This window comes from Actinomadura roseirufa (genome assembly GCF_900659635.1).
Lineage (GTDB): Bacteria > Actinomycetota > Actinomycetes > Streptosporangiales > Streptosporangiaceae > Spirillospora > Spirillospora roseirufa.
This window is the reverse complement of the sequence record NZ_CAACVB010000026.1, coordinates 16,219-40,149: the sequence shown is the minus strand read 5'-3', so window position 1 is coordinate 40,149 and position 23,931 is coordinate 16,219. Positions and strand designations below refer to the sequence as shown.

Here is a 23,931-nt window from a genome sequence, read left to right as displayed (position 1 = left end):
CCGACCTCGCCGCAGCCACCCCCGAGCCAGCCGTCCCCACATCGACCCGACCAGCAACCATCGACTCCCTCACCGTCACCACCTTGACCCGGCCAGCGCCACCCCCGACTCCTTCGCCGCCACCTTCGGCCCCGCCCCCGCCCGACCTCCCCGTCGCCACCCCCGAGCCAGCCGTCCCCGCGTCGACCCGACCGGCACCACTCTCGACTCCCTCGCTGCCACCTTCGGGCCCGCCCCCGCCCGACCTCCCTGTCACCACCCTCGACTCCGTCCCCGCCGACCTCGCCGCGGTCACCCCTGAGCCAGCCGTCCCCACATCGACGCGACCGGCGACCATCGACTGCCTCGCCGCCCCCCTCGGGCCCCCGTAGTCGTTACCCTCGCGCCGTCCTCGCCGCCTTTGCACTGGCCGTCGCCACCATCGAGCCGGCCGCGTGCATCTCACCGCTAAGGACGACACGCCCGAACCTCTGCCGCCTCGGCAAGCCTCGTCTGCGACGCTCAATCAAACTCAGAGTGTGACCACTACCTTGCCGTGGACGTGGCGTGGGCTCTTCACGCTCCGAAATCCCGCAGCCGTCCGGCTCGGCCGCTCGACGCGCTGACCCGTATGGCCTCCGTCGCCACCGTCCTTGCGTCACCGGGCTCCGCAATAAAGCAGCCCATCCCAGCAAGCAAGATCTCTCCGAGACGTCCCGGAGAGAAATGGCAGGCCCACCTACCTTGAGCTACAGGAGCACCAAAGCAGCGAGGCGACAAGCGCTCTGGCGCCCCCCAAGAGGTAGGGCCCATGTCGGATAGCGATAGAACAACGCCCAGCAGGGGCCATTCAGAATCGGAAAATGGCGGTGGGGGCGGCGCTGCGTACGGGGCCGCCCCTCAGGCAGCTCATAAGGGCAGGCTCCGCCTGCCCCGCCCTGACGCGCCGCCCCCACCACCTCTTCAGAATGCACCCAGTAGTGGTACAAAACGTCCAAGCCGACGTGGCGAACGGGTAATAATATTGACCCCTGTTTTCATCAATCAAGCAACTCGATCTTTTAATGCGTTCGATAAAATGGTTGTATGAGTTCGAGTCGTGTCGATGTGGAGTCGATGTCCACCATGGAGTTGGTGGACGCGGCCGCTGCGATCGCGTCCGAGCTCGCCCGCCGTGATGCGCCCGAGAGTGGTGCGGTGTGCATGGAGTTGGCCGAGAGTCTGGGCCGGGCGGTGGATCTGTGTGAGAGCGCCTTGTCGGGGCTGGTCGCCCGAGTCGACGCTACCGGCGAGGTCCGGCACTGGGGTCTTCCCTCCACCCGGGCGTGGTTGCGGTCCCGCTTGGGGATGCGTGATGCCCATGCCAAGGAGCGTCTCACCCTGGCCCGTCACCGCGCCCGCATCCCCGCTGCCGCATCGCGGCTGGCCTCCGGTTCGCTGTCCTACGGTTATGCGGCCACGATCGCCGGTGCCGTGGCACGGCTGGACGATGACGATTGCCGGGCCGCTGAGTCGATTCTGCTGGAGATGGCCGGGCAGGGGTTCTCGGCGGGCAAGGTCGCCTCGTTCGGCGCCCGGATCCGTGACGTCATCGCCGACCGCGACGACACCGAACGCCCGGACGGGGAGTCGGCGCGGGGGTATGAGCGGTCCTGGATCACCTCGACCCGTTCCCTGGACGGCGGCCGCTACATCAAAGGCCGGCTCAACACCGAAGACGCCGCCGTGTTCGACGGGGTACTGGGCCCGTTGGCCAAGCCCGCCGGGACCGACGACCACCGCGACCTCGCCGAACGCACCGCCGCAGCACTCCTAACGGTACTGGGGGGCGGGCATCGGGGGACCAAGGTCACCGTCATCTGTGACCTGGACACCCTCACCGGCGGCACCACCCCGGCCCGCCTCCCCGACGGCACACCCATCCCCGCCGAACACGCCCGCCGCATCGCCCTGACCGGTGGAGTCTCACCCCTGCTACTGGGACGCGGAAGCGTTCCCCTGTATCTGGGACACCGGGTCCGATTCGCCACCCACGGACAACGCCGCGTCCTGGAAACCCTGTACCCGACCTGCGCCGTCCACGGCTGCGAAGTACCCGGCACCCTGTGCGAAGTCGACCACGTCCACGGATGGGCCCTGGGCCACAGCCCCACCGACATCGACCACCTCACCCTCTGCTGCGGATGGCACAACCGCTACAAACACACCCACCCCCACCGCATCCACATCACCACCGACCACAACGGCCGCTACACCTACCACCTCCACCCACCCGGCAGCCGCCCCCCGATAACTACTACGCACAGCACCTCGACATTCGGGGCAAATCGCCCAGAAAGCCACACCACACGCGATCTCGCGATGGCCGCCCGCCCCAGCGGCAAGGGGATGCCTGGACCGGATACACGACAGAGGCATCACACACGGCAGAGGCACCACAGAAGAAGCGAGCCGGTCCACAGTCACCCCGGCTTCACGCGAAGAAGACGCGATCGGCCGCCAGATAGTGATCAAGAGTGTCGGGATTGAACGATTTCCCGCCCCCGGGATGCCGACTGGAAGGCACTCAAATCTTCCGTCACCGACAGTGCCGACAACTCTACTCTTGGTGATGACGGGTGAGATTCCTCCCCCGGACCGAAAGGAACACATCATGATCACCAAGAAGCATCCCGCCAGGACGGCCAGGACACCGGCGATGACGTTGCTGGTTACCGCGATGCTCACCCTCGCGCCCACCGTCGCCGCCGCCGCTCCTGCGCCAACTCCAGGATCAGAGACCGCGCGCACCGCACGGCAGCAGACCCTCATCCTGATCGACGCCACCGGCCAATCCACGGTCCTGGAACTCCAGCTCAGATGCCTGCCACTCGACAGGCAGTTGCGCATCGTCTCCGCCTTCAACCGCTCCACCTTCGTGGCCAAGCTCTTTCCCAGCTCGGACTGCAGCGGAGCATCCAGCACGATCTCCCCCGGACAGCGGGCCAGATACGCCCCGCCCTTCCCCATCGCCTCCGTGGGAGCTCTCCCCGCGTGATCAATTGGCCCGTGTTCGCGTCCGCCCCCGGACAACGATCACCAACGGCCTACCTTGCCCTGACCGGAGCCACAGGAGTCCTGGGCCCCTCAGGAAGTCGACTCGCGCAGGCGCGCCGGAGTCCCGCCGGGACTCCGGCGAGACCAACTGTGATGCCCCAGGACCTTCTGGCCCAACATCCTGAGACATCACACCCTGTACTGCTCACGGAGCCGTGAATGCTGGGCCCCTGCCTGAAGATCTTGGACTGAGGAAGGGTCCGCAGCACCCCGTCTCTGGGTCCGGGTGTGGTGTGCGACATCTGCACCGGCACCTCGGGAGGCCCTTATGCTCCACCGCGAGGCCCCACCGACCGAGATCGGGCGGCTTAGGCCGGCCCGCTGCGTTATCGAGGGCGGCTGGCCGCTGCGGTGAGCACCGAACGGTTGCAAGTCTGGCCCCACCGCACGACGGTGGACAGACCGGTACCGGCAACACAGTGTGGCCGAGGAGCGACCGGCTGTTCCTCACGCCGGACCACCTACCCGCCGCACCCTCATCCACCTTGCGTGTCCCTGATCAAGGTCCGCCTGCCACGCCACTGGGGACCGGGCGGCTAAGCGGTCATAACAGAATCAGCGGACGAGGTGTCGCCAGCAGATGATGGCTGCGGCGAGGGTCATGAAGGCTTCGTGGATGTCGTCGCGGATCTCCCGGCGGATGCGTAAGCGGCAGAACCAGTGCAGCAGGCCGATGGTGCGCTCAACGACGTAGCGGTGGCCGCACAGCCCAGACCCGTGCGGGACGCCGCGTCGGGCGATGACCGGCTTGATCCCCTTGGCCCACATCAGCCGCCGGTACTTGTCGTGGTCGTAGCCGCTGGCGGCCGGCAGCCGCCCGGATCTTCGACGAGGCCGTCCGAACCGGCCCCGAACCGATGGCACCGCCTCCGGCAACGACATCAACTGAGTGACATCGTGACGATTCCCGCCGGTCAGCGACAGAACCAGCGGAATCCCGTGGCCGTCGGCCAGCATGTGATGCTCAGAGCCCGGCCGGCCGCAGCCGACCGGGTTCGGACCGGTTCTGGGCCATCCTTGAGCGCTCGGACGTGCGAGCTGTCGATCACGCCCCGGACCAATCCAGCCGCCCGGCGGTATGCAGTTCCTCCAGCAGAAGACGGTGCAGCCGTTCCCACACCCCGGCCAGCCGCCGCCAGCACGTCATGCCCGACCCGAACCCCAGCTCCCGAGGCAGGAACTCCCACCGGATCCCGGTATGCAGGACGAACAAGATCCCGCACAACACCTTGCGATCGTCCAACCACTTACGCCCGGCATGGCGCGTGCGGCGTTCCACCTTCGGCAGCAGAGGCTCGATCCGCTCCAACAGGCTGTCGGCCACGATCCCCGGGAGTTGCTCGCCCTTACGCACCCACCCACACCACACCCGACCATCACCACATGTCGCGCTACCTACAACAATTTGTTATGACCTCTTAGGCCAGCCCGCTGCGTTGTCGAGGGCGGCTGGCCGCTGCGGTGGGTGCCGCACGGTTGCAGGTCTGGCCCCACCGCACGACGGTGGACAGACCGGTACCGGCAACAGGGTGTGGCCGGGGGGGGTGACCGACTGATCCTCACGCCCGCTCGACAGACCCCGCCGCAGCCTCATCTGCCTTGAGTGCCCCTCATCATGGTCCGCCTGCCACGCCACTGGGGACGGCCCGCATCGCCCACCTGCCGGGGCTGAACTCGGCCACGGTGCACCCATCCCATCCTGACCCGCCACACAGCGTCGACTGCCACGGCCTGGCCCGCTTCTGTCACCTGGACCGCGCCGTCGGCCATTCCATTCGCTGCTACGAGCACCTGCGCCCCGGCGGCCTGGTGCACGTCGACATCACGAAACTCGGTGACATCACCGTCGGCGGTGGCCGCCGTGTCCATGGCCGCGCCGTCGGCAGTCGGAACAGCCCCGGCCCACCGCGACCCAACCGGTCCCGCGCGGTCGGCGGCCGCCCCAATCTGGGCCCCGGCTACCTGCACACCGCCCTCGATGACCGCTCCCGCCTGGCCTTCACCGAGATCCTGGCCGACGAGATCCGCCACCGCTGCCACTCCTGGACGCGAGCCGGGCCTACTTCGCCATATGCGCAATCAGCGTGCGCATGGTGCTGACTGACAATGGCGCCTGCTGCCGCTCACTGGGCGCGACACCTGACTGCGGCCGGGATCACCCACAAACGCATCCGCCCCTACCGGTCGCAGACCCACTGCAGCATCCTTGCGAAGTGATGGGTTCTGGCCCCTGCATTCGGCGCGTCCGGGGCGGTCAACGGTGTCCCCTACGGCGTCGGGCCGAGCGGCAGCGGCGGGGCAGTCTGGGTGGAAGGACGTGCCGGGCGCCACATCAGCCGCTGCGAATGCTGGCGCGGCGTCGCCATCCGGGCCAGTGCTACATGCTCACAGGGCTGGGAGCGGGACGGCCATCGCTTTTATCGGCGGCTCGCCATGGGGCACAGCGTGAGCCACTGCGCAGAACCTAAAACTAGTGGGGTCGGGTAATGGGTCGGCGCTAGGATCTCGGTCACTTGATCACGGCGGTGAGGAAGACACGCTCGCCATCGTCCGAGGAAAGGCCCACCAATGACGCGGGTACCGGAAGAGCGGCCCGACCATCCCGAGTTGCTGGAGCGGAGACATCCCTTCCGGCAATGGAAGACGTGGCGGATCCCCGGTACCGAGCTGACGCTCACCGGCTACTCGCGCGCCAATGACAAGACCTTCTTCCACGTCCCCGAGTTGCGTTGCAGTCTCGACGCGGGCTTGTGCGAAGGACGCCAGGTGGACACCGTCTTCTTGACCCACACCCACCACGACCACTCCAAGGACCTCGACTACCTGGCGTCCCGCCCGTCCGGCACGGATATCTATCTGCCTGCCGAGGCGGTGCCTTACGTTGAGTCCTACCTGCGCGCGTCCGCCGAACTGAACCACGGAGCCGGGTTCGACCCGGCTCTTGCGGGCGGACACCGGCTGCACGGCGTGCGGGGTGACGACGAGTTCGTCTTTGGGCGCCGCGGGCACCACGTGCGGGTGGTCGAGTGCGAACACAAGGTGCCCTGCGTGGGATATGCCTTCTCCGAACGCCGTAGGACGCTGCGGCCGGAGTTCGAGGAACTGCGCCGGTCCCTGGCGCGGGAGGGACGGGCCGCGGAGTTCGGCCGTCTCATGGCCGAGCGGCGCAAGGGTGGGGCGGAGGTGAACGCGGAGGTCACTCGGCCGCTGTTCGCCTTCCTCGGCGACACGCATGTCACCGTCTTCGAGCGGAATCCGTGGCTCTTCGACTATCCCGTCGTCATCACCGAGTGCACCTTTCTCGACGACGCCGAGATGGATCGCGCGAACCGGGTCGGGCATACGGTGTGGAGCCAACTGAGGCCCGTGGTCGAAGCCCATCCGGAGACCTTGTTCGTTCTGATCCACTTCAGTCTGCGTTACTCCGACCGGGAGGTCCTCGCGTTCTTCCGCCGGCAATGGGAGGAGGCGAAGGGCGGGCGGCCGGCCAACGTCCTGTTGTGGGTGCATCCGGCGAGCCACATGCCCGAGCAGCACCAGTCCCACTGACCTTGAGGATGTGGGAAAGCTTTGCGCCCGCGTGGGTCAGTGCGCCATCTGCCAGATTTCCGGGGCTTGCCGTGCATGTGTCCAGGAACACCCGGACGCCGCTGCCAAGGGCGGGCGGCCCCCGGTAGGCGGGCGGTACATGTTCTCTCAGCGCGCCTGGCCTGGCGTAGTGCGCCGCGTCCGGTCGGCGTTCCAAGCCACCGAGGTCGCGTTCGTCCGGCCCTGGCAGCTCTGACCTGATCACCTCGGCGAACGGGACGAGTCGCGGGAAGGCCCGGTAGTCCGCCCGGGCCCCGGTCCTCGACGGGCTCGGTCCACAGGTTGGCCTGTGCACCGATAATGTTGGCCGCGTGAGGTGTCCTGGCTGGCCGGGGCGGCGCCGGCTCTAATCGGTAGCCGTCCTCAGGCGTGTGCACCCGCATACCCACCTGCACGGCGCGGGCTCCTTGTCCCCGGAGCCTGGAGATGGTCGAAGACCTCTTGCTGGGGGCACGTCACCGCGCTGTGTCCGGTCTCTGGGGCGGTGGTCCCGCCCGGTGTACTGGACGGGCGAAACGCGGCATGTCCTCGACGGTCACCTGCGGGGCACTGACTGGGTCCCGCGGGATCGGGGCGCGGCGGACGGCGTCTGGGTCCAGCATCTGCCGCAAAGTCTGCTGGCCTCAGAAGACCCCGCCTCATCAGCACCCGCGATTCCGGCGCCGTTCTTGGAAGTGGTCAGCCAATAGAACTTCGGCCGTCAGGCCGGCGTCTTGTCACGCCCTCGGGCTTGGGTCTTCAATGAGTGCTCTATGAAGCGGACGACGAGCATGACCAGAGCGAAACCGATAAGGCTCTGAACCAGAAGATAGGAGAGCTCAGGGTATTCGGCTGGTGTTCCCATACTGAAGCGTCCCACCTGGACGATGAGAGGCGCGCCTCCCAGCATGAACAGCGCGGCGGCCCGGCGCCCTTGAGGGGTGCGTGCCAGCAGACCGGCCAGGAACAAGGCGGTCAGGAGCACCCCCGCCAGTTGTGTCCTGTCCCACCTGAGGAAAGAGCCGCCTGAGAGCTCGGAGTACCAGACCTCGCCGAGGTGCTCTTGATTGATCAGGGTGAAGAGCGGAGTCGAGGTGACCGCGATGAGCACGGCCGCCGAGACCACGGCACCGGCGACGCCGCGCCGTCCCAGCGACCGGGCACCATGACCCGGGCCAGGGGACGCGACCAGAGAGGCACTGGCCACAAGCGCCAGCGGCAGCGGAACACCGCCGAGCGAGGCCCCGATCCAGCCGATTCCGATCTCAGGGAAGCCGACTCCGTAAATGACGAGGGCGAACTGGACGGCGGTCACCGCGCAGGCGGCGCGAGCGGCGGCGCGCCGCGCCCCGCACCAGGCCAGAACCGCGATGACGACCCATGCCAGCCAGTACGGGGCAGTGCCGAAGTAGAAGGACAGCCGGTCAAAGAAGGGTTCGCCGCCCTCTCGTTGGACCGGAAGGAAATGCGTCACTATCTGCGGCGAGTTGACGGCGAACCGGACACCGTCCGCGACCAGCATGAGCATTGCCAGAAACCCGGCGATGGACAGCGCCTCCGGCCAGACGGACCCACTGGTACCACCGACGGCGCGACGCAGCCGGATCCGCACCGCCCCGTAGAGCAGGTCGAGGGTATCGATGACGGACGGCTGCTTCTGACCGGGTTTCGCCGCCGACAACAAGACGTCCAGCATCTCCTCCTCATGTGCCGCGCGATGGTCCGCCGGATACCAGGCCAGCAAACGGCGGTAAAGATTTTCGAGCGTGGTCAACGAACCCTCCTTGGAAAGGGGCCGGCGAACGCCGGGGACTCACCCGCATAGGGGTGGAAAGGACTCACGATGCCCGGCGCGGCCCCCGCCCGGCCGACCGCATCGCGGCTTCGGATCAGATGGACGGCTGGGCATGCTTCTTGGCGACGAATTTCGCGGGAAGCTCAACGATGCGGACGATGAGCATGACCAGAGCAAAGCCGGCCAGGCTCTCGATCAGCAGGAGATGAATGACGGGACCACTGAACACGACTTCCATATTGATCCATCCCACCTGGGCCAGGAGAGGCGCTCCCCCGAGAGCCATGAGTGCGGAGGCCCGACGTCCCGCCCGAGTGCGTGCCAGCACGGCGAAAGAGAACACGGCGGTCATGAGAGTGACACTCAGCAGTATTCTGTCCCAGCGGACGAATGCGTCGCCGATCGGGCCGTCGTACCAGGGCGGCCACGGGCCCTTCTGGTGGATGAAGGCCATGAATGGCGCCGAGGCGGTCGTGGCGAGCACAGCCGCCATGGCCACGGCACCGGCGACGCCGCGCCGTCCCAGCAACCGGGCGCCATGACCCGGGCCAGGGGACGCGACCAGAGAGGCACTGGCCACAAGCGCCAGCGGCAGAGGAATACCGCCCAGCGAGGCACCGACCGACGCGTTCCAGAGCTCTGACCAGGCGAGTCCATAGGCAACGAGGGCGATTTGGACGGCGGTCACCGCGCAGGCGGCGCGGGCGGCGGCACGCCGCGACCCGCGCCAGGCCAGGAACGCGACAGCGGCCCAGGCCAGCCAGTACGGGGCCGTGCCGAGCTGACCGGCGAGCACATGCCACCCGGAGTCACCCTGGACGTACCCGTCGTCGACCGCCGCCGCCACGTACGGCACGTTGACGGTGAACCGCGCACCGTCCGCGACCAGCATCAGCATCGCCAGGAACCCTGCGATGGACAGCGCCCCCGGCCAGGCGGATGCCCCGGCGCCATCCACGGCGCGGCGCAACCGGATCCGTACCGCCCCGGAAAGCAAGTCGACGGTATCGGCGACGGACGGCCGCGTCTGCCCGGGACTCGCCGACGACAACAACACGTCCAGCATCTCTTCCTCATGAGCCGCACGGTGTTCGGCTGGATACCAGGCCAGCAAACGGCGGTAAGAACGTTCGAGCGCGCTCAACGAACCCTCCTTGGAAAGGGGGCGGCGAAGGCCGGGACTCGCCCCACGTGGACGCGGGAAGAATTCGAGACATGGAGCGGCGACCTCCGCCCAGCCCACTACGCCGTCACGGCCTCGGGTCAGGCGGACGCCTGCTCGCGCCTCTTGGCGATGACTTTCACGGGAAGCTCGACGATGCGGACGACGAGCATGACCAGGCCGAACCCGATCAGACTCTCGGCCACCAGGAAAGGGAGGACGAGGTGCCGGAACAGCAGCACTCCCATGTTGATCAATCCCGCCTCGGCCAGGAGAGGCGTGCCCGCGAGAGCGAGAAGGGCGGCGGCTCGACGTCCCGCACGAGTGGGCGCCAGCACGACGAGCAGGAAAAGCGCGGTGACGAGCACGACCCCCAGCAGGAGCCTGTCCCACCTGATGACGGCGCCGTCCATTGAGTGGAACTCCCAGGCCGGCCAAGGGTCGTCCGGAAGGATCAGGGCCATGAAGGGCGTCGAGGTGATCGTGACGAGCACGGCCGCCACGACCACGGCACCGGCGACGCCGCGCCGTCCCAGAGACCGGGCACCATGACGCGGTCCGGGGGACGCGATCAGAGAGGCACTGGCCAGGATCGCCAGCGGGAGGGGAACACCTCCCAGCGAGGCGCCCACCGACGCGTTCCACAGGTCCGGGAAGCCGAACCCGTAAACGATGAGGGCGAGCTGGGCGGCGGTCACCGCACAGGCGGCGCGGGCAGCGGCACGCCGCGACCCGCGCCAGGCCAGGAACGCAACGCCGGCCCACGCCAGCCAGTACGGGCCGGTACCGAACTGATTGACGTAGGCGTACCACCGAGAATCGCCCTCGCTGAGCCCCTTGTTGACCGCCGACAGCAGGTGCGGCGCGTTGACGGCGAACCGGACACCGTCCGCCACGAGCATGAGCATCGCCAGGAACCCGGCGATGGACAGCGCCCCCGGCCAGACGGACTCACCGGCACCATTGGCGGCGCGGCGCAGCCGGATCCGCACCGCGCCCCGCAGCAGGTCGAAGGTTTCGGCGATGGACGGGCGCGCCTGCCCGGGTTTCGCCGTCGACAACAACACGTCCAACATCTCCTCCTCGTGTGCCGCGCGGTGTTCGGCCGGATACCAGGCCAGCAAGCGGCGGTAAGAACGTTCGAGCGTGCTCAACGGACCCCCCTCGGAAAGGGGCCGGCGAACGCCGGACTCGTACCACCCAGGCGCGGGAAGGCCGCGAGGCGCCGGGCGGCGACCTCCGCCCGGCGCCGCAGCGCGTCGACCTCGGCGGCGAGGGCGGCGGCACCGTCGTCGGTGAGGCGGTAGTAGCGGCGCAGCCGGCCGTCCACGACCTCCTCGTGGTCGGCCGCGATCAGCCCCTCCGCCTGCAGCCGGTCGAGCGCCGCGTAGAGCGTGCCCGCGCGCAGCCGGGTGCGCCCATCGGAGATCCGCTCGACGTCGGAGATGATCCCGTACCCGTGCTGAGCCCCATCGGCCAGCGCGGTCAGGATCAGGAACGTCGGTTCCTGCATCGTCTTGCTCATGCCATCTTTATATATCGATCATCTGACTATGGGCAACCGTGGACGCCGCCGGCGGCGTCCACGCGCCGCGCCCGCTCCCCCAGGGACCCTCCGAGCGGCTGCACGGCGTGACCGAGCAGCCGCCGATCTACGTCCGATCCTCGACGACCACGAGATCGCGAGGTTCTCTCAGGGCCGTGATGGCAGCGATCGGAGACGACTCGATGTTCTCCAGCCAAGAGTCGAACGACGGCCCGTCCTCGGGAAACCACCACTCCGCGTGGTCCCTGGCGGCTTCCAATGCATCGTCCAATGGGTAACGGAACTCGAAATGCACCTGAAGGAAGTGCTCGTACTGGCCATCCGCATCGACCACTTCGAACTGGCGACCGATACTGAGCACGAACGTCGGTTCGGAGAACCAGTTCGCCGCCCCGTACTGGAAGATGAAGCCGTCTGCGTCGGCAGTGTTCGGAACATCGAACTCGAAATCAGCGAAATCCCTGGTCAGACGCACAAGTACAGCGACCGGAGAACCGGGCCGCGACCGCTCACGAAGGATTCGGCGGGCGATCGCCCCCGCCGCGTCCACAGGGTTCCGACCAGCCATGTCACCTCTCAAAACACCGGCGCGATAGGACGGCGCTCCCCATCGCCCAGATTCACCGCGGTCAGGTCGAGCACCGGACGCGGCGGCACCCGCCATCGTCGATCTCGCCGACGAGTCCAATGCTCCGGTGACATTCGCGCAATAAATGCGTCGGGCATTCGCGGTGCTCTCCGCGGCCAACTGGGCCGGTTGGCCTACGAGGTGTTTCGGGTGATGCTAGGCAGCGCGTTCAGATCCTCTCGCAGCCGCGTCTCCGCCCCATCGCGGCACCTCTCAGACCGCGCGACTGACCGTGTCAGAGTGACGGGAGACGACCATGGCCAAGTGCTCCTGGGTGCCGAGGTCTTCGGGATTCTTCAGCGAAATCCATGTCCCCCGGCCGCCGGAGGTGGGGGCTCCGGCGCTCGGGGGTGGGCTTCTCTAGTGGGAGGTTGAGGCGGCCAGGAAGGCCAGGAGGTCTTGGCGGGTCACCAGGCCCTTGGGCTTGCCGTCCACGAGGACGACGGCGGCGCCGGACTTCTCCAGGACGCCCACGGCCTTGCTGACCGGTTCGCCTGAGCCGAGGGTCGGGAGCGGGGCCGACATGTGCTGCTCGATGGGGGCGGTCAGCTTGGCGTGCTCCTTGACGAGGATGTCGAGGAGGTCGCTCTCCACGACCGAGCCGATGACCTCGGCGGCCATGACCGGGGGTTCCTCCTTCATCACGGGGAGCTGGGAGACCTCGTACTCGCGCATGATGGAGATGGCGGTCTGGACGCTCTCGTGGGGGTGGACGTGGACGAACTCCGGCAACGTCCCGCCCTTGCGGGTGAGGACCTCGCCGACGCTGGCCTCCTCCGTGGACGGGGTGAGGAAGCCGTAGTCGGCCATCCACTCGTCGTTGAAGATCTTGCTGAGGTAGCCGCGGCCGCCGTCGGGGAGGAGGACGACGATGACCGCGTCCGGGCCGGCCTCGGCGGCGACGCGCAGGGCGGCGACTACGGCCATGCCGCAGGAGCCGCCGACCAGGAGGGCCTCCTCACGGGCGAGGCGGCGGGTCATGGTGAAGGAGTCCTTGTCGGACACCGCGATGACCTGGTCGCAGATGTCGCGGTCGTAGGTCTCGGGCCAGATGTCCTCGCCGACGCCCTCGGTGAGGTAGGGGCGGCCGCTGCCGCCGGAGTAGACCGAGCCCTCCGGGTCGGCGCCGATGATCTGGACGCGGCCGCCGGAGACCTCCTTGAGGTACTTGCCGGTGCCGCTGATCGTGCCGCCGGTGCCGATGCCCGCGACGAAGTGGGTGATGCGGCCCTCGGTCTGCTCCCAGAGTTCGGGGCCGGTCGTCTCGTAGTGGGAGACGGGGTTCTGGGGGTTGGTGTACTGGTTCGGCTTCCAGGCGCCGGGGATGTCGGCGGCGAGCCGGTCGGACACCGAGTAGTAGGAGTCGGGGTGCTCGGGGGACACCGCCGTGGGGCAGATCACGACCTCGGCGCCGTAGGCGCGGAGGACGTCGATCTTGTCCTTGGCGACCTTGTCCGGGCACACGAAGACGCAGCGGTAGCCGCGCTCCTGGGCGACGATGGCCAGGCCCACGCCCGTGTTGCCGGAGGTCGGCTCGACGATCGTCCCGCCCGGCCGCAGTTCGCCGGACCGCTCGGCGGCGTCGATCATGCGGACCGCGATGCGGTCCTTCACCGATCCCCCGGGGTTGAAGTACTCCACCTTGGCCAGGACCTGCGGCCCGTGGCCGCCGGTCACCTTGCGCAGCCGAACGAGCGGGGTGTTCCCCATCAGCTCGACGAGCGAGTCGTGTACGTGCACCGCGACGTCCTTGTCGATTCAGTCTGTCGATTTACGTGGGGGTTCAGTGTGCCAGCCTCCGCCTCCGACGGTAGCCGAGAACGGACGGTGCGGGCATCAACGCCTTGACGGGCGGGTAGGAACAAAATCACGGAGGGTCACGGGAGATGTGGAGAGCGTTCACGGCGCGCCGGATCGCGGCGGCCGCGGCCTACGGTGGTGGGGGGATCACGGCCCTGGGCGGCATCACGTTCGGGCTCGTGATGATGGAGGCCAGGCTGGCCCGCAGGATCATCCAGGCGACGCCCAACGGCGATCCGCCGGTCGCCGAGGGCCGCTACGGGGCCGGTGGCGGGGCCCCGCTCTCGCTGGTCATGCTGGGCGACTCGACCGCGGCCGGTCTCGGCGTGCACATTCCGGAGGAGACGCCCGGGGCGGTGCTGGCGGACGGGCTGGCGGCGGCCGCCGGACGGCCCGTCCTGCTGGGCAACGTGGCCCGGCCCGGGGCGCGGTCGGACGAGCTGGCGGACCAGGCCGGGCGGGCGCTGCGGCTGCGCCCGGACGTGGCCGTCATCATGATCGGCGCGAACGACGTGACCGGGCGAGTACCGGCGGCCGTGTCGGTGCGCCACCTCGCGGACGCGGTCGGGCGGCTGCGCGCGGGGGGCTGCGAGGTGGTCGTCGGCACCTGCCCCGATCTCGGCACGATCAAGCCGCTGATGCAGCCGCTGCGCTGGTTCGCGCGGCGGGCCAGCCGGCAGCTCGCGGCGGCGCAGACGATCGCGGTGGTGGAGCGGGGCGGGCGGTCGGTGTCGCTCGGCGACCTGCTCGGCCGCGAGTTCGCCGCCGACCCGACCACGATGTTCAGCGCGGACCGCTACCACCCGTCCGCGCGGGGGTACGCGGCCGCCGCGGGGGCGCTGCTGCCGTCGATGGCGCACGCGCTGGGGTTCGGGCCCGAGCCGCGGTTCGGGGTCGGCGCGCTGCCGGTCGACGTGGCGGCGGCGGAGGCCGCCGAGGTGTCGGGGACGGAGGTGAGCGGCGCGTCGGTCGCGGGCCGCGAGCGCGGTCCCCGGGGGCGGTGGGCGACGCTGCTGCGGCGCCGTCCCACGAGGCCGGACGCCCCGTCCGCGCCGGAGACGGCGCCGGACATCGCCTGATCGGAGGCCCTCGGGACGGAAGGGAGCCGGAACCCGCCCGGTCACCGGTGGCGGGCCCCGGCCGTCCTCCGCGGCCCGGCCATGGCCGCCATCCCCGCGACGCGGCCCCGGCCGGGCGTTGTGCTCCAAGCCTCCGCCCCGGGCCGTCCCGCTCGCATGGGACGGCCGTCATCGGCGGACCGGGATTCGCGCGCGGGCGCATACTGGACGGGCCGTCAAGCGAATATGGGCCCGGCATGTACGCCCCTGAGGACAGCGGCTAGATTGCTTGTGACCGGTGGGTAACCGCGTCCGCGGGCCCCCGGGACCGGCCGCCGAGACAGGAGACCCGCAATGCCCGAGGCAGTCATCGTCGCGACCGCGCGCTCGCCCATCGGCCGCGCCTTCAAGGGGTCGCTCAAGGACGTCCGGCCCGACGACCTCACCGCCCAGATGATCACCGCGGCGATGGCCAAGGTGCCCCAGCTCGATCCCGCCGAGATCGACGACCTGCTGCTCGGCTGCGGGCTGCCGGGCGGCGAGCAGGGCTACAACATGGCGCGCGTGGTGGCGGTGCTGCTCGGCTGGGACGGCGTGCCCGGCGCGACGATCACCCGGTACTGCTCGTCCTCGCTCCAGACGACCCGGATGGCGCTGCACGCGATCAAGGCGGGCGAGGCCGACGTCATCGTCTCCGCGGGCGTCGAGACCGTCAGCCGGTTCGCCAAGGGCAGCAGCGACGGGCTGGAGGACACGCACAACCCGCTGTTCACCGGCGCGCGGGGGCGCACGGAGAAGGCCGCCGAGGGCGGCGCGCCGGTCTGGCACGACCCCCGCGAGGACGGCGCGCTCCCCGACGTCTACATCGCGATGGGCCAGACGGCCGAGAACGTGGCCGGGTTGCGCGGGGTGACACGACGGGCGCAGGACGAGTTCGGCGTCCGCTCGCAGAACCTCGCCGAGAAGGCCCTGGCGAACGGGTTCTGGGAGTCGGACATCACCCCGGTGACGCTGCCGGACGGCACGGTCGTCGCCAAGGACGACGGCCCCCGCGCCGGGACCACCTATGCGAAGGTCTCCGAGCTCAAGCCGGTGTTCCGGCCGGACGGGACGATCACGGCGGGCAACTGCTGTCCCCTCAACGACGGCGCCGCGGCGGTCATCGTCATGAGCGACGTCAAGGCCGCCGAGCTCGGCATCACGCCGCTGGCCCGGATCGTCTCGACCGGCGTCACGGGCCTGTCCCCCGAGATCATGGGCCTCGGCCCGGTGGAGGCGTCCCGCCGCGCGCTCGCCAGGGCGGGCATGACCATCGGCGACATCGACCTCGTCGAGATCAACGAGGCGTTCGCCGCCCAGGTGCTGCCGTCCGCCGAGGACATCGGCGTCGACCTCGACCGGCTGAACGTCAACGGCGGCGCGATCGCCGTCGGCCACCCGTTCGGCATGACCGGCGCGCGGATCACCTCGACGCTGCTGAACGGCCTGAGGTTCCACGACAGGCAGTTCGGCCTGGAGACCATGTGCGTCGGCGGCGGGCAGGGCATGGCGATGGTCCTGGAACGCCTGTCCTGACGGGCCGCGGACGCCGCGGGCGGGCCCGCCGCCGGAGCGCTCCACCCGCCCGCGCGGGCCACCTGCGGGTTTCCCCGGACGTCGCCGTTACGAATGATCTACGTAACGCGATGGATAGGTCGCCGTTAGGGGGTTGTCACATCCGGGTCGCTGTTGCAGAGTCGCAGGAAGAGCCCCGCGACCTGGAGGTGCCAATTGTCACTGAACCACTCGCCGGAGACGCACAGCAAGCTGATCGCCCGCATCCCGCAAGTCACAGGACGTGACATCCCCGAGTGGTTCACCGCCATCGAGAACGGGCCGTCGTTCTCCCGCTGCGAGGAACGCTGCACCTGGCTGGCCGACGAGCACAACCTCTCTCACGGCTACGCCGCCGCGCTGGTGCGCGAGCACGAGCGCACCCGCCGCGCGCGCCACTACTGACGCGCCGCCCCAGACGCGCCTTCATCGGCGCGGCCATCGACGTGGACACGAACCCGGTGGGATCCCGCCAATGGTTGATCACCGCCGTCGTGCCGCGGAGCCGTCATGCCCCGCCGCCACGACCCTGGCGCCGAGATCCCACGACGACCGGCCCCTCGCCGAAGTGGCGGGGGGCCGATCGATGAGCCGGCCGGTGGGCCGGCAGGTGGGTGGGTACCGCGCGGCGGCGCCCGCCGATGGGCCCGGTCAGTCGCGGCCGCTGAAGTACGACAGCAGGCGCAGCATCTCCAGGTAGATCCACACCAGGCTCAGCACCAGCCCGAACGCGCAGTACCAGGCGAAGTTCTCCGGTGCCCGCGCCCGGACGCCCTGCTCGATCGCGTCGAAGTCCAGCAGCAGGAAGAAGCAGCCGACGAGGATCGCGGCGACGCTGAACACGTAGGCCAGCGGGTTGCCCGGGTCGCGGATGCCGATGCCGTCGTCGCCGCCGAAGAGGTGCACCACCACGTTGACCAGCATCAGCGCGATCAGGCCGAGGCCCGCCGCGACGACGAACCGGGTGAACTTCGGCGTGACGCGGACGATGCGCAGCGCGTAGACGGCGAGCGTGGCGCCGAACGCCAGCGCGGTGCCGATCACGGCTTGCAGGACGACGCCGTGGTACACGTCGTTGTAGGAGTGGCTGATGAGGCCGACCGCGACGCCGTAGACGGCGGCGAACGCCAGCACCAGCGGCGCGTTCGCCCGGCGGCCGAAGGTGATGAACGCCCAGATGCCGATCTCGGCGAGGAGCGTGACCACCAGGACCGGTGCGGCGAGCCGGGTGGGCACCAGCGTCCAGGCCAGCGCCGCGGTGATCATGAGGGTGACGAGGGTGGCGAAGCCGCGGACGACGACGTCGTCCATCGTCATGGGCCGCACCGCCGGGGGCGCGTAGCCGGGTCCGCCGTACTCGGGGGCCCCGTAGCCCTGTGACCCGTACCCCTGTGCGCCGTATCCCTGTGCGCCGTAACCCTTCGCGCCGTAGACCTGCTCGCCGTAGCCCGGCGCGGCGTGGCCGGGTCCTCCGGCCCGCTGGTCGAAGGCCTGTCCCCGGAACGCCGGGTTCCTGCTCTCCATTTGGAGCCTCCACGTTGGCCGACCTTGCCCACAGTGTAAGCGGGGCCGGTTCCGCCGACCTGGGACGACACGGAATGATGCCGGCGGCGGGCGAGAACGGCCGGGGCCAAAGGCCGCGGCCGGCGTCCCGGGCGGGAGCGCCGGCCGGCCGAACGAGTGCCCCTGGTCGGACTCGAACCGACATATGAGCTCTTTTAGGGAGCCTGCCTCTGCCATTGGGCTACAGGGGCGGCGTAATCATACCGGCCGGCCGGCCGCCGCCCCGCGGAGCGATATTCGAATGAGACCCCAGAGCCGCCCGTTTCCGGCGTTGATCATCAACTCCCCGACGAACGCGCAGGTCAGCGAGCTATCATGCGTTCTCGACCGGCGCGAAGAAGGGCGGAAAATGGCCCGGTTACATAGCCTGTTTCGGCTCGCCGTTCCGCCATTTCCCGGACGCTAGATGTCCCGGCTCCGTCCCGCCGCGAGCTCGAACTCCTGACGTGGCCATTCCAGCTCTCCGAGCGAGACGATCTCGCGCCGAAAGAACAGCGCGAGCGTCCAGTCGACAGTGATTCGGAACTTGCGGTTGGCGGTCGGCATGCGAGACAGATGGTAGGTCCGGTGCATGAACCAAGCGGGCAGCCCGCGGAGCTTGATCCCGTAGACGTTCGCGACGCCCTTGTGGAGGCCCAGGCCAGCCACCGACCCGACGTAGGCGTGCACATAGGGCTTGCGGGGCTTCCCGCGCAGGTCCGCGACGATGTTGTCGCCGAGCCGGCGGGCCTGCCGGACGGCGTGCTGGGCGTTGGGGGCGGTGAACTCGCCGGTGCCGCTCAGATCGGGGACGGCCGCGTTGTCGCCCGCGGCGTACACGCCCTCCAGCCCCTCCACGGTCAGGTCCGCGGTGGTCTTGATCCGGCCCTTGTCGTCCAGGGGCAGGTCGCTCTCGCCGACGATCGGGTGGGGCTTCACCCCGGCCGTCCACACGAGGGTGCCCGCGTCGAACTCCTCGCCGTCGCTGAGCACGATGTGCCGCTTCTCCGCGGACTTCAGCAGCGTCTCCAGCCGGACCTCGATGCCGCGCCGGCGCAGCGCCTCCGCCGTCCAGCGGCCCATCTCGGGGCCGACCTCGGGCAGGATCCGGCCGGTCGCCTCCACCATCATCCAGCGCATCTCGGCCGCGTCGATCTCCGGATACCAGCGGCAGGCGTCCCGCGCCATGTCCTCCAGCTCCCCCAGCGCCTCGATGCCCGCGAACCCGGCGCCGACGAACACGAACGTCAGCGCCCGCCGCCTGACCTCCTCGTTCTCCGGGTTGGACGCGGCGATGTCGAGCTGGTGCAGCACATGGTTGCGCAGGAAGATGGCCTCCTCGACGGTCTTGAAGCCGATCCCGCAGTCGGCGAGGCCGGGGATCGGCAGCGTCCGCGAGACCGACCCGAGGGCCACCACCAGCATGTCGTAGCCGACCTCCCGCTCCGGGACGCCGGTCGAGTCCGCGCCCGCCGGGCGGACGGTGACCCGGCGGGAGGCGTGGTCGATCCGGGTCACGAACCCGTTCAGCACCCGGCAGCGCGACAGCACCCGCCGCAGCGGAGCCACCACGTGCCTCGGCTCCAGGTTCCCCGCCGCCGCCTCCGGCAGGAAGGGCTGGTACGTCATGTAGGACTGAGGGTCGATGACGGTGACCGCGACCTCCCCGCGCCGCAACTCCGTCCGCAGCTTTCTCTGCAGGCGGAGCGCCGTGTACATGCCGACGTACCCGCCGCCGACGATCACGATGTGCTTGGCCGTGCTCTCGGAAGGCATACCGGGCCGGTACCCCCGGGACGCGCCCGATCACCCCGCGCCGCGATCCGTCCGCCGAATGCCGGGAAATCGGCCGAACCTCCCGCCCCGCTCCGGCATCTCACAGGATGTAACACCGCCAGGAAGACGGCGAGGTCAGGGCCTGACGGGGGCGCCAACCGGCCGGAGAAGAAGCGGACCGCGAGGGGACGGCCCGCTCCCGCTCCGACCGCTTGGCTCAAGGCCCTGGCCCACCGTCATCCAAGCCCGGCCCGCGATGCTCGCCTGGTGGCTCGCACTGCGGCCGGTCCCGTGCGAGCACGGATCGCCCTCGCACGACGGTGTCCACGGAGCTAGTCGTAGTTCATGGCTCGGGTGAAGACCGCGTCCAGCATCGGCTCGGTCACGCGGCCGGTGAAGGTGTTCTGCTGGCTCGGGTGGTAGCAGCCCAGCAGCAGGACGGGCTCGCGCCGGTGCGCCGAGGGCGGGGGCGTGAGCTCGACCTCGACGCCGTGGCCGAACTTCGGGCGGGGTCTCGGCAGCCCGTACCCGGCCTGGCGCAGCGCGGGCCACACGCCCTGCCAGGCGAACCCGCCGAGGCAGACCACGCAGCGCACGCCGTCCGCCACGTCCGCGACCTCGCGGGCCAGCCACGGCAGGCAGGTGGTGCGCTCCAGCGGGGTGGGCCTGTTGTCCGGCGGCGCGCAGCGGACCGTCGCCGCCATCCGCGCCCCGATCAGCCGCTGGCCGTCGTCCGCGCGGACGCTGGTCGGCAGCGCGGCGAGCCCCACCCGGTGCAGGGACGCGAAGAGCCAGTCGCCCGACCGGTCGCCGGTGAAGATCCGGCCGGTGCGGTTGCCGCCGTGCGCGGCGGGGGCCAGGCCGACGATGAGGACGCGCGGGCGGGGGTCGCCCCAGCCGGCGACCGGCCGGCCCCAGTACTCCTCGTCCGCGAAGGCCCGGCGCCGTTCCACCGCGACCTTCTCGCGCCAGTCGACGAGCCGGTCGCAGGCCCGGCACACCGACTGGCGGGCGCACAGCTCGGCGAGGTCCGGCGCCGACGCGGCCAGGTCGGCGACCTCGGCCGCGTCGTGCGCGACCGGGGTGCCGGGGACGGCGGGGTCGCCCGGCCAGCCCGAGCCGGGCGGCGCGAACGGGGCGTTGGCGGACGGCATTCCCCGATCTTCGCATGGTGGTTCGCCCCAACACGCCGAAAGTGAACGCCCGGTCACCCAGGGGGCGGGCGGGCGGGGATCGGTACGATGCGGTGGCCGGTCGGGGAGGCGGGTGTCCGGCCCGCCATTGCTGAGCGGAGGCATGCCTTGTCGCAACCGGGCTGGTATCCCGACCCCTACGGCACCGGCAGTCTGCGCTGGTGGGACGGTCAGGTCTGGACCGATCGCCTCAATCCCGAGCCGGTCAGGCCGCCCCGTCTGCGCGCGCCTGAACAGCGGGAACGGCCGTCCGGGGCGGAGCCGCGGGCCCAGGACGCCTACTACGCGGCGCCCTACGCGCAGCGGAACGACTGGGGTCGGGCGCCCGCCGCCCAGGTGGTGGACATGCAGGTGCGCCGCGTCGCCCTGCACGCCGACGACACCGGCGTGACGTACGGGGCGGTGTCGCTGGCGTGGTCGCGGGTCGAGTGGGTGGCCTACTGGGCCGCCCGTCCCCCGGCCGCATATGGCCAGCCGCCCGGGCCGCCCACCCAGTGGATCTTCCAGGCGGGCCGGTTCCCGTTCCACGGCGGTCCCCGCGCCGAGGTCGTCATCGAACCGGACGCGCCGGCCGGCGCGGCGGCGAGCCCCGAGCGGGAGCCGGAGCGGGTGTGGGGGCGGCTCATCGAGCTGTGCCAGGCGCACGCCGAGCCGCGGCTGGTCTCCGAGCTCGCCGGGCGCGTGGCGGCGGGCGAGTCGATCGACGTGGCGCAGGGGCTGACCGTCCACCCCGGCGGCGTGCGCGGCGACCGGGTGTCGCTGGACTGGCCGGCGATCTCGGGTGCCACCGTCGACGGCGGCCGGGTGTGGATCCAGCAGGCGGGCGGCGGCTCGCCGGTGCTCTACGTCCCGCAGCAGAACCCGAACGCCGTGCTCATCCCGGCCCTGCTGGCACGCTTCAAGGTGTGACCGGCGGGCCGCCGGCCCCGGCGGGGCCCTCCGATGGGACGCCGCTCAGACCAGTGACCAGGCGATGCCGTCCAGGATGTCATGCTCGCTGACGACGACCGCGCCGAACCCGTACTCCCGCATGATCCGGTCGAGGATGAGCGCGCCCGCGCCGATCACGTCGACGCGGCCCGGGTGGATGACGCCGAACGCGGCGCGCTCGGCGCGGGTCGCGTGCAGGAGCCGCCGGTTCACCTCGTGGACCTGGGTGGCGGTGATGCGGGACAGGTGGATCCGGGACGAGTCGTACTCCGGCAGCCCGAGGGCGATCCCGGCGACGGTGGTGACCGAGCCCGCCAGGCCGACGAGCGTGCGCGCCTCGTCCACCGGGACGGTCTCGCGGACGTGGGCCAGCGCGCCGTCGACGTCGTCGATGGTGGCGGCGATCTGCTCCGGGGAGGGCGGGTCGCCGTCGCGCAGGTGCCGCTCGGTCATCCGCACGCAGCCGATGTCGACCGAGCGGGCCGCGGTGACGGTGGAGCTTCCGAGGACGAACTCGGTGGAGCCGCCGCCGATGTCGACCACCAGGTAGGGGCGGGCGGGCCGCAGCCCGGCCAGCTCGTGGGTCGCGCCGTTGAACGACAGCGCGGCCTCCTCCTCGCCGGTGATCACCTCGGGCACGACGCCGAAGATGTCCACCACGCCGGCGACGAAGTCGGCCCGGTTGGCGGCGTCGCGGGTGGCGCTGGTCGCCACGACGCGGGTCTTGACCAGGTCCTCGCCGGTCTCGGCGCCGTGCCGCTCGATCAGCGCGGCGTACCCGCGCATCGCGGTGAACGTCCGTTCGAGCGCGGCGGGGGCCAGCCGGCCGGTCCGGTCGACGCCCTCGCCCAGCCGGACGATCTCCATCCGGCGCTCGACGTCGACGAGGGCGCCGCCCTCCACGCCGGGGATGATGTCGGCGATCAGGAGCCGGACCGAGTTGGTCCCGCAGTCGATGGCGGCGACGCGAGTCACTGGCCCTCCTCGTCGGGGGAAGCGGGCACCGCCCCGGGGCGGGGGCCCCCGGCGGTGTCGGGCTGGTCCACGCACACGCACGGGCCGGAGCGCCACCAGTCGGGCAGCGCCTCCAGCGCCTCCCGCCCGAACGGGTTCGAGCCGGGGACGGCCAGCTCGTGCGCGATGAGCGCGTGCAGGCACTTGACGCGTTCCGGCATGCCGCCGGCGCTCTGTGTCCCCGCGGGCAGCGGCTCGACGCCCTCTTCGCGGGCGGCGGCGTCGCGGCGCCGCAGATAGTCCTCGTGGGCGGCGGTGTAGGCGGCCTGGAGACCGGGGTCGGTCCCGAGCCGCGCCTGCATCCGCCGCATGAGGCCGTCGCCCTCCAGCGTCCCGATGGCCGAGGCCGCCTTCGGGCAGGTCAGGTAGAACAGGGTGGGGAACGGGGTGCCGTCGGGGAGCCGCGGCGACGTCTCGATGACGGCGGGCAGCCCGCAGGGGCAGCGGTGGGCCGTCCGCCGGATGCCGCGCGGTTCCCGGCCGAGCTGCGCCGCGACGGCGGCCCGGTCGTCGCGTGTCCTCTGTTCGCCTTCGTCGTCCATGTGCCCCAACCCGCGGATCGGTGATCCGGTTCAGCTTTCCGTCACGTCCGCCGGTCCCCCTTGCCGCCGGATACCTCTATACCGGTGCCCCCGCACCGGACCCCTCGCGCCCGCCGCACGCGCCCGGTCCCCCTGCCGGGCGCGCCGGACGCCGCTCAAGACGGGTCAGCGCGGCCGGTCGGCCGCCTCGACGGACCGCCACAGTGTCTCGTACCACGGCGGCCGCCGCGCCGGGCCGCCCTTGCGTGCCTGCCGCCCGTCGTCCCCGTCGCCGCCCAGGACGGTGTAGCACTTCACGTCCGGGCGGCAGAGGTGCAGACGTCGCGTGGCCTCCCGCTCAATGTACGACTTGTCGCCCAGTTGCTGCTTGCGTTGGGCGAGTTCGTCGACGTGGCGGCGGGCGGCGCTCTCCTTGCGCTGGAGGTCGGCGATCTCCTTGCGCTGCGCGACGTACTCGCGGACGGGGTAGGCGAGGCTCAGCGCGATCGCGCACATCACCACCGCCAGAATGGCGGCGCGGCTGGTCAGCGCGGGGTTGCCGCGGCGGGAGCCGCCTCCCGCGGCGCGGCCGCGCCCGCCCTTGCGCCCGTCCCGCCCCTCGCCCTTGGCCATCGCGTGCCCCCTGCCTGTGGGTCTGCTGCGTGCGGCCCGCCCGCGGACCGGCCGCTTCCGGCCGCCCCGCCCGGAACGGGCGGTGACCGGGGAGGCGG

The 23,931-nt window shown here is 70.5% G+C and carries 20 protein-coding genes, 1 tRNA gene and 2 pseudogenes; 8 read left to right on the top strand and 15 right to left on the bottom strand.

Annotated features, from left to right (window positions below):
• Positions 1-1,065 precede the first annotated feature (1,065 nt).
• From E1291_RS08615 to E1291_RS45055, 3 genes and pseudogenes are all read left to right on the top strand, one after another.
• The gene (locus E1291_RS08615; RefSeq protein ID WP_131737210.1) at positions 1,066-2,508 is read left to right on the top strand and encodes an HNH endonuclease signature motif containing protein; all 1,443 of its coding nucleotides are present in this window, start codon (positions 1,066-1,068) and stop codon (positions 2,506-2,508) included.
• Positions 2,509-2,632: 124 nt separating this feature from the next.
• The gene (locus tag E1291_RS08610; protein WP_131737209.1) at positions 2,633-3,016 is read left to right on the top strand and encodes a hypothetical protein; all 384 of its coding nucleotides are present in this window, start codon (positions 2,633-2,635) and stop codon (positions 3,014-3,016) included.
• Between the two features lie 327 nt (positions 3,017-3,343).
• A pseudogene (locus tag E1291_RS45055) lies at positions 3,344-3,494 on the top strand (IS481 family transposase); the annotation flags it as partial.
• Positions 3,495-3,630: 136 nt separating this feature from the next.
• Here the strand turns inward: E1291_RS45055 and E1291_RS08605 are convergent.
• Both E1291_RS08605 and E1291_RS08600 read right to left on the bottom strand, forming a co-directional pair.
• Positions 3,631-4,402: pseudogene (locus tag E1291_RS08605) on the bottom strand (IS5 family transposase).
• Positions 4,403-4,665: 263 nt separating this feature from the next.
• Positions 4,666-5,106 (bottom strand): hypothetical protein, encoded by a 441-nt coding sequence (locus E1291_RS08600; RefSeq protein ID WP_131737208.1) that lies wholly within the window; start codon positions 5,104-5,106, stop codon positions 4,666-4,668.
• A gap of 537 nt (positions 5,107-5,643) precedes the next feature.
• Between E1291_RS08600 and E1291_RS08595 the strand changes: the two genes are divergently transcribed.
• Complete coding sequence (locus tag E1291_RS08595) at positions 5,644-6,624, top strand: MBL fold metallo-hydrolase (protein ID WP_131737207.1); 981 nt, start codon at positions 5,644-5,646, stop codon at positions 6,622-6,624.
• A 739-nt stretch (positions 6,625-7,363) separates the two neighbouring features.
• Here the strand turns inward: E1291_RS08595 and E1291_RS08590 are convergent.
• From E1291_RS08590 to E1291_RS08565, 6 genes are all read right to left on the bottom strand, one after another.
• Entirely contained in the window at positions 7,364-8,416 is a 1,053-nt protein-coding gene (locus tag E1291_RS08590) for a hypothetical protein (protein WP_131737206.1), read from the bottom strand.
• A 115-nt stretch (positions 8,417-8,531) separates the two neighbouring features.
• Positions 8,532-9,581: a hypothetical protein gene (locus E1291_RS08585; RefSeq protein ID WP_131737205.1), complete on the bottom strand. Its 1,050-nt coding sequence runs from the start codon at positions 9,579-9,581 to the stop codon at positions 8,532-8,534.
• A gap of 119 nt (positions 9,582-9,700) precedes the next feature.
• A complete protein-coding gene (locus tag E1291_RS08580; protein WP_131737204.1) occupies positions 9,701-10,753 on the bottom strand; it encodes a hypothetical protein in 1,053 nt (350 codons plus the stop codon).
• Positions 10,750-11,124: a PadR family transcriptional regulator gene (locus E1291_RS08575; RefSeq protein WP_131737203.1), complete on the bottom strand. Its 375-nt coding sequence runs from the start codon at positions 11,122-11,124 to the stop codon at positions 10,750-10,752. The genes E1291_RS08580 and E1291_RS08575 overlap by 4 nt, the downstream gene beginning before the upstream one ends.
• A gap of 127 nt (positions 11,125-11,251) precedes the next feature.
• Positions 11,252-11,713 carry a hypothetical protein gene (locus E1291_RS08570; protein ID WP_131737202.1) on the bottom strand — a complete coding sequence of 154 codons (462 nt, stop codon included), beginning with the start codon at positions 11,711-11,713 and terminating at the stop codon, positions 11,252-11,254.
• Between the two features lie 420 nt (positions 11,714-12,133).
• Positions 12,134-13,513, bottom strand: a complete 1,380-nt coding sequence (locus E1291_RS08565) for a cystathionine beta-synthase (RefSeq protein WP_131737201.1) — start codon at positions 13,511-13,513, stop codon at positions 12,134-12,136.
• A gap of 146 nt (positions 13,514-13,659) precedes the next feature.
• Here E1291_RS08565 and E1291_RS08560 point away from each other — a divergent pair, with 146 nt between their 5' ends.
• The 3 genes from E1291_RS08560 (at position 13,660) to E1291_RS08550 (ending at position 16,629) form a co-directional block, all read left to right on the top strand.
• Positions 13,660-14,652: an SGNH/GDSL hydrolase family protein gene (locus E1291_RS08560; protein ID WP_131737200.1), complete on the top strand. Its 993-nt coding sequence runs from the start codon at positions 13,660-13,662 to the stop codon at positions 14,650-14,652.
• A 333-nt stretch (positions 14,653-14,985) separates the two neighbouring features.
• Positions 14,986-16,206: an acetyl-CoA C-acetyltransferase gene (locus tag E1291_RS08555; RefSeq protein WP_131737199.1), complete on the top strand. Its 1,221-nt coding sequence runs from the start codon at positions 14,986-14,988 to the stop codon at positions 16,204-16,206.
• 195 nt (positions 16,207-16,401) lie between these two features.
• Complete coding sequence (locus E1291_RS08550; protein ID WP_131737198.1) at positions 16,402-16,629, top strand: DUF4287 domain-containing protein; 228 nt, start codon at positions 16,402-16,404, stop codon at positions 16,627-16,629.
• Between the two features lie 246 nt (positions 16,630-16,875).
• Here E1291_RS08550 and E1291_RS08545 read toward each other — a convergent pair whose 3' ends face one another.
• The 4 genes from E1291_RS08545 to E1291_RS08530 all read right to left on the bottom strand — a co-directional run bounded on the left by E1291_RS08545 (position 16,876) and on the right by E1291_RS08530 (position 20,696).
• The gene (locus tag E1291_RS08545) at positions 16,876-17,748 is read right to left on the bottom strand and encodes a Bax inhibitor-1/YccA family protein (RefSeq protein WP_131737197.1); all 873 of its coding nucleotides are present in this window, start codon (positions 17,746-17,748) and stop codon (positions 16,876-16,878) included.
• A gap of 157 nt (positions 17,749-17,905) precedes the next feature.
• A tRNA-Leu gene (locus tag E1291_RS08540) sits at positions 17,906-17,978 on the bottom strand.
• 211 nt (positions 17,979-18,189) lie between these two features.
• A complete protein-coding gene (locus tag E1291_RS08535) occupies positions 18,190-19,542 on the bottom strand; it encodes an NAD(P)/FAD-dependent oxidoreductase (protein ID WP_131737196.1) in 1,353 nt (450 codons plus the stop codon).
• A 332-nt stretch (positions 19,543-19,874) separates the two neighbouring features.
• Entirely contained in the window at positions 19,875-20,696 is an 822-nt protein-coding gene (locus tag E1291_RS08530) for a uracil-DNA glycosylase (RefSeq protein WP_131737195.1), read from the bottom strand.
• A 147-nt stretch (positions 20,697-20,843) separates the two neighbouring features.
• On the opposite strand from E1291_RS08530, the gene E1291_RS08525 reads away from it, so the two are divergent.
• Complete coding sequence (locus tag E1291_RS08525) at positions 20,844-21,644, top strand: DUF2510 domain-containing protein (RefSeq protein WP_165495021.1); 801 nt, start codon at positions 20,844-20,846, stop codon at positions 21,642-21,644.
• Positions 21,645-21,689: 45 nt separating this feature from the next.
• Here E1291_RS08525 and E1291_RS08520 read toward each other — a convergent pair whose 3' ends face one another.
• From E1291_RS08520 to E1291_RS08510, 3 genes are all read right to left on the bottom strand, one after another.
• Positions 21,690-22,640: a Ppx/GppA phosphatase family protein gene (locus E1291_RS08520; protein WP_131737193.1), complete on the bottom strand. Its 951-nt coding sequence runs from the start codon at positions 22,638-22,640 to the stop codon at positions 21,690-21,692.
• Complete coding sequence (locus E1291_RS08515; protein ID WP_131737192.1) at positions 22,637-23,221, bottom strand: DUF501 domain-containing protein; 585 nt, start codon at positions 23,219-23,221, stop codon at positions 22,637-22,639. Before E1291_RS08515 ends, E1291_RS08520 begins: the two co-directional genes overlap by 4 nt.
• Before the next feature lie 165 nt (positions 23,222-23,386).
• Complete coding sequence (locus E1291_RS08510; protein WP_131737191.1) at positions 23,387-23,833, bottom strand: FtsB family cell division protein; 447 nt, start codon at positions 23,831-23,833, stop codon at positions 23,387-23,389.
• Between the last annotated feature and the right edge of the window lie 98 nt (positions 23,834-23,931).